This is a genomic window from Streptomyces sp. NPDC049627 (genome assembly GCF_044465645.1).
In the GTDB taxonomy this organism is placed as follows: domain Bacteria; phylum Actinomycetota; class Actinomycetes; order Streptomycetales; family Streptomycetaceae; genus Streptomyces.
Map to the genome: position 1 here is coordinate 1,067,216 of NZ_JBITLW010000001.1, position 17,319 is coordinate 1,084,534.

The following is a 17,319-nucleotide window of genomic DNA, read 5'->3' on the forward strand; positions in this document are numbered from 1 at the left end:
GAGGATCACCATGACCGAGCAGCAGCTGCCCTCCTGGGCCGACCCGTCCGTCTCCCCCGCCGCCCTCGACGCCCAAGGCGTGTCGAGACGCCGACTCCTGCGCCGCGCGGGCCTGTTCGGCGCCGCCTTCGCGCTGAGCCCGGCGGCCCTGCCCGCCGTGTCCGCCGCGGCCGCCGACCGGCGCCTGGGCGGCGACGACCCCCGCCTGGCCTATCTGGTCGGCGACCACCACATCCACAGCGTCTACAGCCACGACGCCAAGTACACGTTCTCCCAACTGGCCGCCGCGGGCGCCGAGTACGGCCTGGACTGGATGGTGTTCACCGAGCACTCCAACTTCGGGCACGCCCGATACGGCGCCCCGCTGGAGCACGAGGAGATCCTCAGGGCGCGCGCCGAGAACCCGCGCCAGCTGATCTTCCAGGGCCTGGAGTGGTACATCCCGGCCGCCGAGCACTGCACCGTCTTCGCGGCGCCCGGCCCCAACGAGGTCGACGTCCTCACCCGGTTCGAGAGCGCCTACGACGGCAAGCTCCTCGGCTACACCGACGGCTCGGCGGGCGGCACGGACACCGCCCGCAACGAGGCGCACGCCGTCAAGGCCATCCAGTGGCTGGCCGAGCAGCGCCGCAGCGGATACGTCGACGACGTCCTCGTCCTCGCCAACCACCCCATGCGCCTCGGCATCGACTCCCCGCACGAGATGCGGGGCTGGCGGGACGCCGCCCCCGAGATCATGATCGGCATGGAGGGCGCGCCCGGCGCCCAGGGCGCGGCCATCCCCGGCTGGCGCGGGGCGAACTCGATCCGCGGCGAGTACGAGAACAAGCCGTCGGCCCAGTCCTGGGCGGGCTACCCGGCGGACGCCTATCTGACGTACGGCGGCTTCGACTGGGCGACCGCGACGGTCGGCGGTCTGTGGGACTCGATGCTGGCAGAAGGCAGCCTGTTCTCGATCACCACGAACTCCGACGCCCACCGCATCGTCTTCGACACCTGGAAGAACGGCGACTGGCCTGCCGGCCAGAACTTCGACACCACCGGCAAGCTCCCCGACCCGGTGAACACCGACACCCCGCAGCCGGGCAGCGACTTCTGGCCCGGCCAGTTCAGCCGCACCCACGTCGGCGTCACCCGCTACGGCTACCGGGCGGTGATGGCGGGCCTGCGCGCGGGCCGGGTCTGGGTCGACCACGGGCATCTGCTCGACGGCCTCGACGTGCGCCTCAAGCGGGACTGCGACTTCGGCCGGGGCGTCACGCTGGGCGGCCGCCTGCGCGTGCGCAGGGGCGAGAAGCTCACGCTGTACGTGACGGTCACGACCGCCTCCCGCCCCAACCCGCACGGCATCCTGCCGGAGTTGGCGCACGTGGACGTCATCCGGGGCGCCGTGCGCGGCCCGGTGGCCGACCGGGACTCCTGGAAGGCGCCCGACACCAAGGTCGCCGTGACGAGGGACGTGAGCGGCCGCACGGGGACGTACACCCTGCGCATCCCGCTGATCGCCGGGGACGAGTCCTTCTACGTCCGGCTGCGCGGCAGCGACGGCAACCGCCACGGCGCGGGCTACCTCGGCGCGTCGGCCGATCCGCACGGCCCGATCCCGCACGAGCCCGGGAACGGTGACCCGTGGACGGACACGTGGTTCTACTCGAACCCCGTGTTCGTCGAGGTCACGGGCTGATCGACGACAGGTACGGTGGGCCGCGTGACCGGTGAAGAGGCGCTGCGGCCCCAGTCCCTGATGCTGACGTTCCTGGGCGACCAGGTGCTCGGGCGGGACGTCTGTGTGTACTCGGGCAGCGTGATCGACGTGTTCGCGCGGGCGGGCGTCGGCGAGCAGGCGACCCGCTCGACGCTGACCCGCATGGTGAACCGCGGCCTGCTGCGCCGGCAGCGCGAGGGCCGCCGGATGTACTTCGGTCTGACCGAGCACTCGGCGGCCGTTCTGCGCGACGGTGAGCGGCGCATCTGGCACACCGGGGCGGTCAACCGGCAGTGGGACGGCACCTGGACCCTGCTCGGCTTCTCCCTCCCCGAGTCCTGGCAGCGCCAGCGTCACGACCTGCGCTCCCAGCTCACCTGGAGCGGCTTCGGCCCGCTGTTCAGCGGCCTGTGGATCGCCCCCGGCGCGGTCGACGTGTCGTCCCTGGTCGCCGGGCTCGGGCTGTCCGCCCACGTGAAGGTGTTCCGTGCGCACGCCGACAGCGGGACGGACATCGGGGCGATGATCGAGGAGACCTGGGAGCTGTCCGAACTGGCGGCGCTCCACGCGTCGTTCGTACGGCGCTGGCAACCGTGGACGACGCAGCTCCCGGAAGCCGACGACGCCCTCGCGCTGCGGCTCCGGCTGCAGGCGGAGTGGCTGCGCGTCATCCGCCGGGACCCGCGTCTGCCGGTCGAGCACCTGCCGGACGACTGGCCGGCCGAAGCGGCCGAGAAGACGTTCCGGGCGGTGCACGAGCGGCTCGCTCCCCTCGCGCAGGACGCCTCGGCGCGCCTCCTCGACCTGGTGCCCGTACGGGACGATCAGGCGTAGAAGCGGGACAGACTCTGCAGCACCGCCGCCGGCTTCGTGCCGCCCTCGATCTCGATGGTGCCGTCGACCGTGATCTGCACCCCGCCCGGGACCTCCTCCACCTCGGCCAGCTTCCCGACCAGACGTATGCGGGAGCCGACCTTGACCGGTGAGGGGAAACGCACCTTGTTCAGGCCGTAGTTGACCTTCGTGGTGACGCCCTGGACGTCCAGCAGCTCGGTGAAGAGGGGGATGAAGAGGGAGAGGGTGAGGTAGCCGTGGGCGATGGGGGCGCCGAAGGGACCTTCGGCGGCCTTCGCCGGGTCGACGTGGATCCACTGGTGGTCGCCGGTGGCGTCGGCGAACGTGTTGATGCGTTCCTGGGTGATCTCGATCCACTCGCTGGTGCCGAGATCGCTGCCCGCCAGCTTCTTCAGTTCGTCGAGGCCGTTCACGGTGATGCTCATGGGGTTCCTTAACTGTTGCCGTACCGGGTACGGACTCGGGACTTGAGGAGCTTTCCGGAGGCGGTGCGCGGGAGTTCGTCCGCGAGGACCACCGATTTGGGGATCTTGTACTTGGCGAGGCGGCCGGCCAGGGAGGCGAGCACCTCGTCGGGGTCGAGTGCGGCGCCCTCGCGGGGGACGACGACGGCGCGCGGCACCTCGCCCCACTTGTCGTCCGGTACGCCGATGACCGCGCACTCGACGATGTCGGGGTGGGCGAGGAGCAGGTCCTCGATCTCGGCGGGGTAGATGTTCTCGCCGCCGGAGATGATCATGTCCTTGATGCGGTCGACGATGAAGACGTAACCGTCCTCGTCGACCCGGGCGGCGTCACCGGTGCGGAACCAGCCGTCGGCGAAGGCGGCCGCGGTCTCCTCGGGCAGTCCCCAGTAGCCGGACATCACGGCCGGGCCGCGCACCACCACCTCGCCGTTCTCGCCGACGTCGACCGGGGTGAGGTCGGGGCGCAGGACCCGTACGTCGGCGAAGAAGTGGGGCACACCGGCCGAGCCCGCCTTGCTGACGGAGTGCTCCCCGTCGAGGAAGCAGACGCCGAGCGCCTCGGTCATGCCGTAGCCCTGCAGGAAGGTCAGACCGCGCGCCTGGTACGCCTCGATGAGCGGTGTCGGCACCGGGGCGCCGCCGCAGCTGAGCATCCGCAGGCTGGACAGGTCCGCCTCCGGCCAGCGCGGATGGCGGGCGACCTGCTCGAACATCGCGGGCACCCCGAACATGTAGGTGATCCGGTGCCGTGCCACCAGGTCGAGGGTCTCGCCCGGGTCGAATGCGCCGACCAGGACGCATGTGCCGCCCTTGAGCAGCACGGGCAGGGTCAGCACGGTCAGACCCGCGATGTGGAACAGCGGCGCCGAGACCAGGGCCCGCTCGTCGGCGTGGAGATCCTTGTCGATGAGGAAGTTGACCGCGTTCCAGGTGGCGTTGGCGTGCGAGAGCATCGCGCCCTTGGGGCGGCCCGTCGTGCCGGAGGTGTAGAGAATCAGGCAGGTGTCGTCGGCCGCGACCGGCTCGTCGATCGGATCCAGGGGCGCCTCGGCGAGCGTCGCCTCGTACTCGGCGCCGACCTCCAGGTACGTCCGGACGTCGGTGCTGCCCGGCAGACCGGCGACGAGCCCCGCGTGCGAGGGGCCGTAGACGAGGATCTTGGCGCCGGAGTCGGCGAGCTGGTAGGCGATCTCGGGTCCGGCCAGGCGGGTGTTGAGGGGCACGAAGACCGCGCCGAGCGTACCCGCCGCGAACAGCGTCTCCAGGAAGGACGGGTGGTTGGGGCCGAGATAGGCGATGCGGTCGCCGCGCCTGAGGCCCCGGGCGCGCAGGGCGTGGGCGAGCCGGGTGGTGCGGGTGTACAGCTCGGCGTAGCTGATGGCCGTCTCGCCGTGGATCAGGGCGGTGCGGTGGGGGGTCTTGCGGGCCCGGCGTGCGGGCCATGACCCCAGTCCCTCGTTGCGCATGTCACGCCCCTTACGGTTTCGTCAGCCCGAGCAGGCGGGCGGCGTTCTCCTTGAGGATCTTCGGCCTCACCTCGTCCTTGACCGGCAGCTTCTCGAAGTCGGCGAGCCAGCGGTCGGGGGTCAGGACGGGGAAGTCGGAGCCGAAGAGGACCTTGTCCTTCAGCAGCGTGTTGGCGTACTGCACGAGCTGCGGCGGGAAGTACTTCGGCGACCAGCCGGACAGGTCGATGTGCACGCCCGGCTTGTGGGTGGCGACGGCGAGGGCCTCGTCCTGCCAGGGGAAGGACGGGTGCGCCAGGATGATCTTCAGGTGCGGGAAGTCGGCGGCCACGTCGTCGACGTGGAGGGGGTTGGAGTACTTCAGGCGGATGCCGCCCCCGCCGGGGACGCCCGCGCCGATGCCCGTCTGGCCCGTGTGGAAGAGGGCGATGGTGCCCGTCTCCTCGATCACCTCGTAGAGGTCGTACGCCACCGAGCGGTCGTCGGGGAAGAAGCCCTGGATGCTGGGGTGGAACTTGAAGCCCTTCACCCCGTACTCCTCGACCAGACGGCGGGCCTGCCGCACGCCCGCCTTCCCCCGGAAGGGGTCGATGGACGCGAAGGGGATGAGGACGTCGGAGTTGGCGGCGGCCGCCTCCGCGACCTCCTCGTTCGGGACGGGCGCGGTGCCGGTCGCGGACTCGGCGTCGACCGTGAAGATCACGGCGGCCATCTTCCGCTCGCGGTAGTAGGCGGCGGTCTCCTCCAAGGTCGGCTTCCGCTTGCCCTCCACCTTGAAGTAGGCGGAGGAGGCGTCGTGCAGGTCGTCGTCCAGGGAGGAGTGGCCCTTGGAGGAGACCTCCGCATGGGTGTGGACGTCGATCGCGACCAGGTCGTCCAGGTTTATCGAGGGAGCCATCACGCCTCCGGGAACTTCGGCGCCGGAACGCCGACCGACTGCAGTTGCGCGCCCACCGAGGTCGGGAACACGTCGGCCAGGGCCCCGGGGGTCCAACCGCCGTCGGCGTAGGCCGCCGCGATCTCCTGCGGATGCGACCAGAGTGCCACCTTGTCGCCACCGATGCCGATGGCCTGCCCGGTGATGCCGCGGGCCGCCTCGGAGGCGAGGAAGGGCACCAGGGCGGCGCAGTCCTCGGGGGTGCCGAAGCCCTCGCCCTTGCGCAGGAAGTCCGGGAGCGGTTCGCCGTTCCTCATCGCCTCGATGTACGGGGCGAAGGCCGGGATGGTCTCGGTCATCGCGGTCGCGGCCACCGGCACGATGGCGTTGACGGTGATGTTCGCCCGGCCCAGTTCCATGGACCAGGTGCGGGCCATGGCGGCGATGCCGGCCTTGGCGGCGGCGTAGTTCGTCTGCCCGAAGTTGCCGCGCTGGCCGGCCGGGGAGCCGACCAGGATCAGGGTGCCGCCCTCGCCCTGCTCGCGCATGCGGACGGCGGCGGCGCGGGCGCAGGTGAAGGTGCCCTTGAGGTGGGTGGTGATCACCGCGTCGAAGTCGTCGTCGGTCATCTTCCACAGCACCTTGTCGCGCAGGATGCCGGCGTTGGTGACCAGGACGTCCAGGCGCCCGAACTCCTCGACCGCGCGGCTCACCAGCCGGTCGGCGGCCTCGCTCGTGCCGACCGGGACGACCTCGGCGACGGCGGTGCCGCCGGCCTCGGTGATGGACTTCACGGCCGCCTCGGCCACGGCCTCGTCGACGTCGTTGACGACCACGGAGGCGCCGTGGGCGGCCAGGGCGTGGGCGTAGGCGAGGCCGAGGCCCCGGCCGCTGCCGGTGACGACGGCGGCCTTGCCGGTGAGATCGATGCTGGGCACGAGGGGGTCCCTTCGACGTGGGGTGCGGCTACGAGGTCGAAGTTAAGAGCAATAATTGTTGTCGTCAATAGTTGTTGGTGACCTTCGGGTGCGCCATGCTGGAATCTGCACAGAGGAACCCCCGGAGACGGGGCCGACACCAGGGAGTCAGCCATCGCCCGCCAGCACGCCACGAACCCGGCGCCCATCGACGCGAACGAACCCTGGATGCGCGGACTGCACGCGGACACGGGGTACCTGCTGTACCGCCTGGGTCTGCGCTCCGGTCAGTTGTTCAACACGTTCCTCCAGGAGTCGGGCCTGCGCCTGCGCCACTACGCGCTGCTGCGGTTCCTCGCCACCTCACCGGGCGCCCTCCAGCGCGAACTGAGCGCGTCCCTCGGCTACGACCCGAGCGCCATCGTCGGCCTGGTGGACGACCTGGAGAAGCTGGGGTTCGCCGAGCGGCGCCCCTCCCCCGACGACCGCCGCAGCCGGATCATCGTCCTGACCGAGGACGGCCGGGCCTTCCTGCGGGACACCGACGAGGCCGGGCAGCGCGTCACCAACGAGCTGGTCGAGCCGCTCGACGCCGCCGAGCGCGAGCAGCTCCACGCGTTGCTGCAGAGAGTCGCCGAGTCCGGGCTGGGGTGACGGGCCGCCGATGATCGCCGACGCCGTGCCGTCCCTGTCGGCCAAGGGGACGCGTTCCGCGACCGACCGGCTGCTGTCGGTACTGGGCGCCTTCGACCTGGAGCATCCGGCGCTCAGCCTGACCGACATCAGCCGCCGGGCCGGGCTGACCCTCACCACCGCGCACCGGCTCGTGGCCGCCCTCACCGAGTGGGGTGCCCTGGAGCGGGACGACTCCGGCCTCTATCACGTCGGGCTGCGGCTGTGGGAGATCGCGGCGCTGGCCCCGCGCGGGCTCGCGCTGCGCCAGATCTCGCTGCCGTATCTGGAGGACCTGTACGAAGCGACGCACGAAAACGTGCAGTTGGCGGTCAAGGACGGACCCGAGGTCGTCTACATCGAGTGGCTGTCGGGACGGTCCGCGGTCGGCGTGCACATCCGGGTCGGGGCGCGCTGGCCGCTGCACGCCACCGGGGTGGGTCTCGCGCTGCTCGCGCACAGCGCCCCGGAGTTCCAGGAGGAGTACTGCACCGGACCGCTCGCCGCCTTCACGCCGTACACCGTCACCGAACCGGCCCGGCTGCGCCGCATGCTGGCCGACGTACGCCGCACGGGGGTGGCGGTGAGCAGCCGCCAGGTCACCGACGACGCGCTGTCCGTGGCCGCCCCGGTGCGCGGTCCGGGCGGCACGGTCGTCGCCGCCGTGTCGGTCGTCGTGCCCCAGGCGGACGCGCAGGTGCCGGTGCTGGTGCCCGCGGTGCGGCTCGCGGCGCGGGGGATCTCGCGGGGGCTGGGGTGGCAGCCGGAGAAGGGGGCGTAGGAACCCCTGCGGTGCCGGGCGCTCGCCCTACGCGGCGCCGCTCGGGGCCAGCAGGCGTTCGACGAACCAGACGAGACCCAGGACCCCGACCACGGCGGTCGCACCGACGTGGGCCACGGCCGACCAGGAGTACCGGCGCGCCAGCAGGAGCAAGGGGAACACCAGCAGGACAATGGCGAGCTGTCCCAGTTCGATGCCGAGGTTGAAGCTCAACAGGGAGACGAGCAGCCGGCCGCTGAAGTCGTCGGTGAAGCTCAGTGCCCCGGCGAAGCCCAGCCCGTGCAGCAGACCGAAGTTGTCAAGTGCGACCGCATCCACGCCGCCGCGGGAACCGTCGCCTGCCTCTACGCCGACGGGATCCTCGGCACCGTGACGATGCGCGTCCTCGGTGCGGACCTCAAGGAACGCAAGGCCATACCGGTCAGCGGCGTCCCCAACCGGGTCCGCGTCTCGGCCGACGGCCGCATGGTCTCCTGGACCGCCTTCGTCGGCGGCGACAGCTACGCCACCCTCAACTTCGCCACCCGCACTGGCATCTACGACACCAGGACGGGGACCCTGTTCAAGACGCTGGAGACCTTCTCGGTCATCAAGGACGGCAAGCCGTATCAGTCGCTCGACGTCAACTACTGGGGAGTGACCTTCACCGACGACGACAACATCCTCTACGCCACCATGTACACCAAGGGCCACCGCTACCTGGTCCGGGGCGACTTCGCCGCGCGGACCGTCCGCACCCTGCGCGACCGCGTCGAATGCCCTGGACCGTCCCCGCCGACAGCTCCGGCACAGCGAAACTGCTCCTGCGCAACGCCCATTCCCCCGCCGCGCTCGGCTGATCACACCCGCGCAGACGCTGTGCCGGCACCGTGCTCGCCGACCGCGCCGGGTCGGCGAGCAGCGTCGTCCATAACCTGTCGACGCAGGGCAACAGGTTCTACAGGCGGACGGTCATCGTCACGGCCACCTCGTCACCGGACCCGAGGCCCTGCGGCGCACGCACGGCCTTCTTCAGCGGCAGCAGATAGCCGCCGTCCCGGGGAAACAGCGACGTCTCGAAGGCGATCTCACCGATCCGTGCCTCGACCGGGATGACGCCCCAGCCGTACGTGGCCGTCGCGGCCACCTCCCGGATGTCACCGGATTCCTCGTCCGGGACGCGGACGAAGTAGTAAGGCGCCGGTCCGCGCCATTCGATCACCCGGCCGGTGAAGACGAGTTCCATACGGTCAGGACCTCATTCCCTCTCCCAGGCCGGCGCGTGCCGGCACATTCCCGCATTCATAGGGTGAACCTCCCTGCCACGCAAGCCTTTTCTCTGCTTCACCTCTTGACGACCGCAACGACGGGGAGCACATTGGCGACACTTTGAGAGCGCTCTCAACCGCACCCGCACTCTCAACTCCCCACCCCGTACACCGAGAGGCAGCACCCCCATGAGCGAACCCTCCGGCATACACCGCAGACGCCGCCCCCTCACCCGCGTGCTCGTCGCGGCGCTCGGCACTCTCGGCCTGGCGGCGGCCGCGGCCACCGTCGCCGTCCCGTCCGCGAACGCCTCAGCGCCCACGCCCCCGACGGGCTGGACACAGGTCTTCCTCGACGACTTCAACGGCGCCGCGGGCACCGGCGTGAACACCTCCGACTGGCAGTACGACCTCGGCACGTCGTATCCGGGCGGTCCCGCCAACTGGGGCACCGGCGAGGTCGAGACGATGACGAACAGCACCGACAACGTCTCGCTCGACGGCAACGGCAACCTCCGCATCACGCCCCGGCGCGACGCGTCCGGCCGGTGGACCTCGGGCCGGATCGAGACCGCGCGGACCGACTTCCGGCCCCCGGCGGGCGGCAAGCTGCGCGTCGAGGGCCGCATCCAGATGCCGAACGTCACCGGCACCGCGGCCGAGGGCTACTGGCCGGCCTTCTGGATGCTGGGCGCGCCCTATCGCGGCAACTACCAGAACTGGCCGAGCGTGGGCGAACTGGACATCATGGAGAACGTCCAGGGCCTGAACCGGGTCTGGGCCACGATGCACTGCGGCACCAACCCCGGCGGCCCGTGCAACGAGACGACCGGCATCGGCAACTCCACCGCGTGCCCCGGCTCGACCTGCCAGTCGGCGTTCCACACCTACACCATGGAGTGGGACCGCTCGGTGAGCCCGGAGACGATCCGCTTCTTCGTCGACGGCACCCAGTACCACTCGGTCAACGCGAGCCAGGTGGACGCGACGACCTGGTCCAACGCCACCAACCACGGCTTCTTCGTCATCCTGAACGTGGCGATGGGCGGCGCCTTCCCGGACGCCTTCGGCGGCGGACTGGACGCCGACACCCAGCCCGGCCACCCGATGGTCGTCGACTACATCCAGGTGCTGTCGTCCAGTGGGAGCGGTACCACACCCCCGCCGACGGGCAACCGTGACGCCTACAGCGCCATCCAGGCCGAGTCGTACGACGGCCAGAGCGGCGTGGGCACCGAGTCCACCTCCGACTCGGGCGGCGGCCAGAACATCAGCTCCCTCGCCAACGGCGACTGGGCGCTGTACCGGGGCGTCACCTTCGGTTCCACAGCCGCCACTCAGTTCGTCGGCCGGGTGGCGAGCGGTGCGGCGAGCGGCGTCAGCGGCCTGGTCGAGGTGCGCCTGGACAGCCGAGGCAACGCACCGATCGGCAGCTTCGCGGTGGCCAACACGGGCGGATGGCAGTCATGGCGGACCGTCCCGGCGAACATCAGCGGGGTGACCGGAACGCACGACGTCTATCTCACCTTCACCAGCGGTCAGCCGTCGGACTTCGTGAACGTGAACTGGTTCAACTTCGGGCGCTGACGGATGGGGCACTGATGGCCTCATATGGCCGGCCGGTGATGCCCTTGTGCTGTCGCCGCACCCTGCGTTGTCGGTGCCCCCGCGAGACCCCTGTGGTCCTCGCGGGGGCATCAGCCGTTCACGCCGCCGTCTCCACCGGCAGCTCCGCCAGCCGCCACTCCAGCATGCCGTCGGTGAGCCGGACGGCTCTGCGGCCGTGGCGTCGCAGGAGGCGTACGGCATCGTGGGCCAGGACGCAGTAGGCGCCCCGGCAGTAGGCCACGACCTCGGTGTCCTCGGGCAACTCGGTGATGCGGTCGGCGAGTTGGCCGACCGGGATGGACAGGGCGCCCGGGATGTGTCCGGCCGCGTACTCCTCGGCCGGGCGCACGTCCAGCACGACGATCTCTCCCGCCGCCGCGCGGGAGAGCAGTTCCGCACGGTCGACGGCCGTGGTGTCGTCGGCTCCCAGGTAGGCGGTGCGGGCGGGGTCGACGGCGGGCTGGTGGGCCTGGGCGACGCGACGGAGCAGGGCGTAGAGGGCGGCCACGTCGTCGCCGGCCAGGCGGTAGTGGATGCGTACGCCGTCACGGCGGGTGGCGACCAGACCGGCCTGCCGAAGGGTCTGCAGGTGCGCCGAGGCGGTCGTCAGATTCAGGCCGGCGGCCTTGGCGAGGGCGTCGACGGTGCGCTCGCCCTGGGCCAGCAGATCGAGCAGTTCCAGGCGCTTTCCGCTGCTCAGCGCCTTCCCGGTGCGGGCGAAGGCGTCGTACAGGGCGGCTTTGCGCACCGCGTCTCCCATGGCTTACCTCACCCTCCGATGTTTACTCCATTATTCCATGGAATATTGTAAGTGAGGGGTGGGCGCGTGGGGCGTCCGGCCCGTACCCTGGCACCTGGAGGACCCCGTGGGCTTCGTCGACGATCATCTGATTCCGCTGGTCGACACCGGCCTCGGCAACAGCGCCTACCTCGTCGACCTCGGTGACGGCCGCGCCCTGGCCGTGGACGCGAGCCGTGATCTGCGTGCCTTGCGTGCGGCTGCCGGGCGGCGCGGGCTGACCGTCGCCTTCGCCGCCGACACACACCTGCACGCCGACTTCCTCACGGGCGCGCTGCAACTGGCCGCCGACGACGGGGCGACGGTGCTGGCCTCCGCCGCCGGGCGGCGCTCCTTCGAGCACCGTGCGCTGGCCGACGGCGACGAGGTGGACCTCGGCGGGCTGACCCTGCGCGCCCTGGCCACGCCCGGCCACACCGACGAGCACCTGTCCTTCCTCCTCCTCGACGGCGCCCGGGAGGTGGGCGTGTTCACCGGCGGTTCGCTGATCGTGGGCTCGGCCGCCCGCACCGACCTCCTCGGCCCCGCCCGCGCGGAGGATCTCGCCCGCGCCCAGTACCGTTCCCTGCGCCGCCTGGCCCGGCTCCCGGACGCGACGGCCGTGTGGCCCACGCACGGCGCCGGTTCCTTCTGCTCCGCCCCGCCGGGCGCCGAGCGCACCACGACCATCGGCGCCCAGAGGCGGGCCAACGCGCTGCTGGCCGCGCCGGACGAGGACAGTTTCGTACGGGAGCTGCTCGACAGCCTCGGCTCCTACCCCGCGTACTTCGAGCGGCTGGCGGAGATCAACCGGCGTGGCCCCGCACTGCTCCCCGCCGGGCCCTCGCTCCCGGCGCTGTCCCCCGCCGCCGTACGGGAACTGCTCGGCCAGGGCGCGCAGATCGTCGACGTACGCGGCGTGCGGGATTTCGCCGCTGGGCACATTCCCGGCGCCGTCTCCATCCGGCTGCGCGACGCGTTCGCCTCCTGGCTGGGCTGGCTGCTGCCCGACGACAGCCCCCTCGTCTTCGTCACCGCGCCCGGCCAGGACCTCGCCGAACTCACCTGGCAGGCCCTGAAGATCGGGTACGAGCGGCTGTGCGGGCATCTGACGATGGACGCCTGGACGGCCGACGGGGGCGAGCGGGTGAGCGTCGAGGTCGTCGCCGCCGACGGCGTGGGCGATCGTCCCGTCCTCGACGTCCGTCAGCGGTCCGAGTGGGAGTCCGGGCACATCCCGGGCGCGGTGGCGATCGAGCTCGGTGATCTGGCCGCCCGCGCGGACGAGGCACCCTCGGGTGCGCTCGTGCACTGCGGGCACGGCGAGCGCGCCATGACGGCCGCGAGTCTGCTGCAACGCGCCGGGCACGAGGGCCTCGCCGTCCTCGCGGGCGGCCCGGACGACTGGGCCGAGGCCACCGGCCGCCCGCTGCAGGAGGGCGCGTGACCACGCACGCCGACGCCGGCGCCGTACGGCTCGGACTGCGTGCCAACCTCGCCCAGTTCAGTCTGCTCGTCCTCGTCAACGCCCTGGTCGGCGGCATGCTCGGCCAGGAGCGCACCGTGCTGCCGCTGCTCGCCGACGACGTCTTCCATCTGTCCGCCTACACCGCCGCCCTCACCTACATCCTGGCGTTCGGCGCGACGAAGGCGGTGACCAACTTCTTCGCGGGCACCCTCTCCGACCGGTACGGCCGCAGGCCCGTGCTGATCGCCGGCTGGCTGATCGCGCTGCCCGTGCCCGCGATGCTGGCGTGGGGTCCGACCTGGGGCTGGATGGTCGCCGCGAACGTCCTGCTGGGCGTCAACCAGGGCCTGACCTGGTCCACGACGGTCATCATGAAGATCGACCTGGCGGGTCCGCAGCGGCGGGGCCTCGCCATGGGCCTCAACGAGGCCGCCGGATACGGCGCGGTCGCCGCCACCGCGATGGCCACGGGCGCCATCGCCGAACACGCCGGACTGCGCCCCGAGCCCTTCCTGCTCGGCGCCGCATATCTCGCCGTGGCCCTGGGCCTGTCGGTCTTCGCCGTCCGGGAAACCCGCGAACACGCCCGCGCCGAGGCGGCCCTGCACCCCGTACACGCACTGGCGGAACGGGAGTTGACGACCGCTCAGGTCGCCCGCCGGACCAGCCTGACCGACAAGGCGCTGTCCGCTGCCAGCCAGGCGGGCCTGGTCAACAATCTCAACGACGCCCTCGCCTGGGGCATCTTCCCGCTGCTGTTCGCCGCGCACGGCTTGTCGGTCGCGGAGATCGGCGTGCTGGCCGCGCTGTATCCGGCGGTGTGGGGAGCGGGGCAGCTGGTCACCGGCTGGTGGTCGGACCACGTCGGCCGCAAAGCTCTCATCACCGCGGGCATGCTGCTGCAGGCGGCCGCGATCGGTGTCGTCGCCGAGGGAACGACATTTCCCGTGTGGGCGGTCGCACAGGTCCTGCTCGGCATCGGCACCGCACTGGTGTACCCGACCCTGCTCGCCGTCATCGGCGATGTCGCCCACCCGGCCTGGCGGGCCCGCGCGGTCGGCGTCTACCGCCTGTGGCGGGACGGAGGGTTCGCGGTGGGGGCATTGCTGGCCGGCGTGCTGGCCGACGCCTACGGCCTGGCGACGGCGGTCTGGACGGTGGCAGCACTGACGGCGGCCTCGGGCGCGATCGTAGCGGTGCGGATGTACGAAACACGCGGTTCGGCAACCCCTTAGGGGCGCGGGAACTGCGCGACAAGCCACGACGCACCCGCAGACGCCGAACGACCCGGCGCGGCACCCCCGAAGGCGCCCGATCAACGCAGTTCCGCCCGAAACGCCGCCGGCGTCACATCCGTGTGCTGATGAAAGAACTTGGAGAAGTTGGCAGCGTCGGGGAACCCCACCGCCGCCCCGATCCGACCAATCGGCATGTCCGTGTGGGCCAGCAGCCGCTTGGCCTCCAAAATCACCCGCCGGTCGATGAACCCCTTCGGGGTCTGCCCGGTCGCGGCACGGACCGCCCGCACCAGGGTCCGCCGTGAGTAACCCAGTTGGTCGGCATACGCACTGACACTGTGGTTCGTCGCGAACCCCTTCTCCACCGCGTCCCGGAAGAGCGTGAACGTCGTGTCGGCCTGCCCGCGCGCGGCCTCCGCCGAGCTCGCGGCGAGGTGGGCCAGCCGCAGGAGGAACGCCGTCAGCGAGTGCCGCAGGACCGCCGTGTGCAGGCTCAGGGGGAGGGTCGTCGTGTCCTCGTACTCGCGTTGGAGTTGGGCGAGGGCCGAGCGAAGGGCGGTGAGCCGGTCTTCGTCGGGGTGGAGCAGGGGCGGGAGGTCGTAGCGGTAGAGGCCGGTGGCCTCGACCGTGGCGCGGGGCAGGAAGCCCGGTTGCATGGTCAGGACGGTGCCGCGGTAGTCGCCGGCCCGTGAGAAGCGGTGGACCTGACCGGGGCGGATCCACAGCAGGTCGCCGGCGCTCGCCTCGTACTCCGTGAAGTCGATCATGTGGCGCACGGGGCCCCGGCTGAAGAGCATCACGACGTGGAAGTCGATGCGGTGCACACGCTCCAGTGGCGCCCCGTCCGCATGCCAGGTGTGGTCGGTGCTGCCCATCGGGCCGACCTGCATGCCGACACCGCCGACGCTCAGCTCGACGGGGAAGGGAAAGGTTCTGATTCCCTCGGCCCCGCCTTCGCCCCTTATGCCCACCATGCCCGCCTCATACCGTCTCACCCGTGCGCGCCCCGTGCTCAGCCGTGCGCAGCGCTCCGCGCGGTGTCCCACTTTCACCACAGCGTGACACACGCCGACCTTCCCCAGTAAAAGTCAGACTTTTACTTTTGAACGCGTTGGACCAGCCACTTCGCTCCTGCAGAGGAATTCTTGAAGATGAGCACGCAGACACCGGACAGCTTCGAATGGACCGAACTCGACCGGCGTGCCGTCGACACGGCGCGCCTTCTGGCGGCGGACGCCGTGCAGAAGGTCGGGAACGGCCACCCGGGCACCGCGATGAGCCTGGCGCCGGCCGCGTACACGATCTTTCAGAAGGTGATGCGCCACGATCCCGCCGACCCCGAGTGGACCGGCCGGGATCGTTTCGTTCTCTCTCCCGGGCACACCTCGCTCACCCTCTACACCCAGCTCTTCCTCGCGGGGTACGAGCTGGAGCTCGACGACCTGAAGGCGTTCCGGACCCACGGTTCGAAGACGCCGGGTCACCCCGAGTACGGCCACACCGCCGGCGTGGAGACCACGACCGGTCCGCTCGGCCAGGGTGTCGCCAACGCGGTCGGCATGGCGATGGCCGCCCGCTACGAGCGGGGGCTGTTCGACCCGGACGCCCCCGAGGGCGAGTCCCCGTTCGACCACACCATCTGGGCGATCGTCTCCGACGGCGACCTGGAGGAGGGCGTCTCGGCCGAGGCCTCCTCGCTCGCCGGCCACCAGAAGCTCGGCAACCTGGTCTTCCTGTACGACGACAACCACATCTCCATCGAGGGCGACACGGCGACCGCGTTCTCCGAGGACGTGCTGAAGCGGTACGAGGCGTACGGCTGGCACGTGCAGCGGATCGAGCCGGCCCTGGGCGGGGACATCGACGTCCACGCGCTGTACGCGGCGCTCAAGGCGGCGCAGGCCGAGACCGAGCGCCCCTCGATCATCGCGATGCGCACGATCATCGCCTGGCCCGCCCCGAACGCCCAGAACACCGAGGCCTCCCACGGCTCCGCCCTCGGCGCCGAGGAGATCGCCGCCACCAAGCGCATCCTCGGCTTCGACCCGGAGCGGTCCTTCGAGGTCGCCGACGAGGTCCTCGCCCACACCCGCAAGGCCCTCGACCGGGGCGCCGAGGCGCACGCCGCCTGGGACAAGCAGCTCGACAAGTGGCGTGGCGCCGACGCCGAGCGCGCCCAGCTGTTCGACCGGGTCGTCGCAGGTCAGCTGCCCGAGGGCTGGGAGTCCGCGATCCCGGTCTTCGAGGAGGGCAAGTCGGTCGCCACCCGTGCCGCCTCCGGCAAGGTGCTCCAGGCCCTGGGTGCCGTGATCCCCGAGCTGTGGGGCGGCTCCGCCGACCTCGCCGGGTCGAACAACACCACCATCGACAAGACCAGTTCCTTCCTGCCGGAGGGCAACCCGCTGCCCGAGGCCGACCCCTACGGCCGGACTGTCCACTTCGGCATCCGCGAGTTCTCGATGGCCGCGGAGATGAACGGCATCGCGCTGCACGGCAACACCCGTATCTACGGCGGCACCTTCCTGGTGTTCTCCGACTACATGCGCAACGCCGTCCGCATGTCGGCTCTCATGCAGCTGCCGGTGACGTACGTCTGGACGCACGACTCCATCGGCCTCGGCGAGGACGGTCCCACCCACCAGCCGGTCGAGCACCTCGCCTCGCTGCGCGCCATCCCGGGCCTGAACATCGTCCGCCCGGCCGACGCCAACGAGACCGCGATCGCCTGGGCCGAGATCCTGAAGCGGCACTCCACCGACCCGGCCCCGCACGGCCTGACGCTCACCCGCCAGGGCGTGCCGACGTACGCGCCCAACCCCGATGCGGCGAAGGGTGGTTACGTCCTGCGGGACTCCTCCACCGGGACCCCCGACGTCGTCCTCATCGCCACCGGCTCCGAGGTCCAGCTCGCCGTCGCCGCGCGCGAGCGGCTGGAGGCCGAGGGGATCGGCACGCGGGTGGTGTCGATGCCGTCCGTGGAGTGGTTCGAGGAGCAGCCGCGCGCGTACCGCGAGAGCGTCCTGCCGCCGGCCGTGAAGGCGCGGGTCGCCGTCGAGGCCGGGATCGGTCTCACCTGGTACCGGTTCGTGGGCGACGCGGGACGCATCGTCTCCCTGGAGCACTTCGGAGCCTCCGCCGACGCCAGCACCTTGTTCGCCGAGTACGGCTTCACCCCCGAGAACGTCGCCGCAGCCGCCCGGGAATCCCTGGCCGCCGCGCGTGGTTGATCCAGCCGCCAGA

Annotated in this window: 16 protein-coding genes; 8 read left to right on the forward strand and 8 right to left on the reverse strand. The window is 71.2% G+C overall.

Annotated features, from left to right (window positions below):
- The first annotated feature begins 10 nt into the window (after positions 1-10).
- Together ACIBU0_RS04700 and ACIBU0_RS04705 are read left to right on the forward strand one after the other, a co-directional pair.
- Positions 11-1,684: a PHP domain-containing protein gene (locus ACIBU0_RS04700; RefSeq protein ID WP_398811563.1), complete on the forward strand. Its 1,674-nt coding sequence runs from the start codon at positions 11-13 to the stop codon at positions 1,682-1,684.
- A 24-nt stretch (positions 1,685-1,708) separates the two neighbouring features.
- Positions 1,709-2,539 (forward strand): PaaX family transcriptional regulator C-terminal domain-containing protein, encoded by an 831-nt coding sequence (locus ACIBU0_RS04705; protein WP_398811565.1) that lies wholly within the window; start codon positions 1,709-1,711, stop codon positions 2,537-2,539.
- Here ACIBU0_RS04705 and ACIBU0_RS04710 read toward each other — a convergent pair.
- From ACIBU0_RS04710 to ACIBU0_RS04725, 4 genes are read right to left on the reverse strand one after another with little or no spacing between them, the layout of a single operon-like run.
- A complete protein-coding gene (locus tag ACIBU0_RS04710) occupies positions 2,530-2,985 on the reverse strand; it encodes a MaoC family dehydratase (RefSeq protein ID WP_398811567.1) in 456 nt (151 codons plus the stop codon). The genes ACIBU0_RS04705 and ACIBU0_RS04710 overlap by 10 nt on opposite strands.
- 8 nt (positions 2,986-2,993) lie before the next feature.
- A complete protein-coding gene (locus ACIBU0_RS04715; RefSeq protein ID WP_398811570.1) occupies positions 2,994-4,493 on the reverse strand; it encodes a long-chain fatty acid--CoA ligase in 1,500 nt (499 codons plus the stop codon).
- A gap of 10 nt (positions 4,494-4,503) precedes the next feature.
- On the reverse strand, positions 4,504-5,391 hold the full coding sequence (locus tag ACIBU0_RS04720; RefSeq protein ID WP_398811573.1) for an amidohydrolase family protein: 888 nt from the start codon (positions 5,389-5,391) through the stop codon (positions 4,504-4,506).
- On the reverse strand, positions 5,391-6,308 hold the full coding sequence (locus ACIBU0_RS04725; protein WP_398811576.1) for an SDR family NAD(P)-dependent oxidoreductase: 918 nt from the start codon (positions 6,306-6,308) through the stop codon (positions 5,391-5,393). Before ACIBU0_RS04725 ends, ACIBU0_RS04720 begins: the two co-directional genes overlap by 1 nt.
- A gap of 207 nt (positions 6,309-6,515) precedes the next feature.
- On the opposite strand from ACIBU0_RS04725, the gene ACIBU0_RS04730 reads away from it, so the two are divergent.
- The gene (locus tag ACIBU0_RS04730) at positions 6,516-6,941 is read left to right on the forward strand and encodes a MarR family winged helix-turn-helix transcriptional regulator (RefSeq protein ID WP_398811580.1); all 426 of its coding nucleotides are present in this window, start codon (positions 6,516-6,518) and stop codon (positions 6,939-6,941) included.
- 10 nt (positions 6,942-6,951) lie between these two features.
- The gene (locus tag ACIBU0_RS04735; RefSeq protein WP_398811583.1) at positions 6,952-7,740 is read left to right on the forward strand and encodes an IclR family transcriptional regulator; all 789 of its coding nucleotides are present in this window, start codon (positions 6,952-6,954) and stop codon (positions 7,738-7,740) included.
- Between the two features lie 27 nt (positions 7,741-7,767).
- Here ACIBU0_RS04735 and ACIBU0_RS04740 read toward each other — a convergent pair whose 3' ends face one another.
- Both ACIBU0_RS04740 and ACIBU0_RS04745 read right to left on the reverse strand, forming a co-directional pair.
- Complete coding sequence (locus ACIBU0_RS04740) at positions 7,768-8,058, reverse strand: HupE/UreJ family protein (RefSeq protein ID WP_398811586.1); 291 nt, start codon at positions 8,056-8,058, stop codon at positions 7,768-7,770.
- A 619-nt stretch (positions 8,059-8,677) separates the two neighbouring features.
- Positions 8,678-8,965 (reverse strand): DUF1905 domain-containing protein, encoded by a 288-nt coding sequence (locus tag ACIBU0_RS04745; protein ID WP_398811588.1) that lies wholly within the window; start codon positions 8,963-8,965, stop codon positions 8,678-8,680.
- Between the two features lie 211 nt (positions 8,966-9,176).
- Here ACIBU0_RS04745 and ACIBU0_RS04750 point away from each other — a divergent pair, with 211 nt between their 5' ends.
- The gene (locus tag ACIBU0_RS04750) at positions 9,177-10,574 is read left to right on the forward strand and encodes a glycoside hydrolase family 16 protein (RefSeq protein WP_398811590.1); all 1,398 of its coding nucleotides are present in this window, start codon (positions 9,177-9,179) and stop codon (positions 10,572-10,574) included.
- A 118-nt stretch (positions 10,575-10,692) separates the two neighbouring features.
- Here the strand turns inward: ACIBU0_RS04750 and ACIBU0_RS04755 are convergent, their stop codons facing one another.
- On the reverse strand, positions 10,693-11,355 hold the full coding sequence (locus ACIBU0_RS04755) for an ArsR/SmtB family transcription factor (protein ID WP_398811593.1): 663 nt from the start codon (positions 11,353-11,355) through the stop codon (positions 10,693-10,695).
- Positions 11,356-11,461: 106 nt separating this feature from the next.
- On the opposite strand from ACIBU0_RS04755, the gene ACIBU0_RS04760 reads away from it, so the two are divergent.
- Together ACIBU0_RS04760 and ACIBU0_RS04765 are read left to right on the forward strand one after the other, a co-directional pair.
- Positions 11,462-12,820, forward strand: a complete 1,359-nt coding sequence (locus ACIBU0_RS04760) for a rhodanese-like domain-containing protein (protein WP_398811596.1) — start codon at positions 11,462-11,464, stop codon at positions 12,818-12,820.
- Positions 12,817-14,076 carry an MFS transporter gene (locus ACIBU0_RS04765; RefSeq protein ID WP_398811599.1) on the forward strand — a complete coding sequence of 420 codons (1,260 nt, stop codon included), beginning with the start codon at positions 12,817-12,819 and terminating at the stop codon, positions 14,074-14,076. The genes ACIBU0_RS04760 and ACIBU0_RS04765 overlap by 4 nt, the downstream gene beginning before the upstream one ends.
- A gap of 80 nt (positions 14,077-14,156) precedes the next feature.
- On the opposite strand, the gene ACIBU0_RS04770 is transcribed toward ACIBU0_RS04765, so the two are convergent.
- Positions 14,157-15,053 carry a helix-turn-helix domain-containing protein gene (locus tag ACIBU0_RS04770; protein WP_398811601.1) on the reverse strand — a complete coding sequence of 299 codons (897 nt, stop codon included), beginning with the start codon at positions 15,051-15,053 and terminating at the stop codon, positions 14,157-14,159.
- A 177-nt stretch (positions 15,054-15,230) separates the two neighbouring features.
- Between ACIBU0_RS04770 and tkt the strand changes: the two genes are divergently transcribed.
- Entirely contained in the window at positions 15,231-17,306 is a 2,076-nt protein-coding gene (gene tkt / locus ACIBU0_RS04775; RefSeq protein ID WP_398811604.1) for a transketolase, read from the forward strand.
- Positions 17,307-17,319 lie beyond the last annotated feature (13 nt).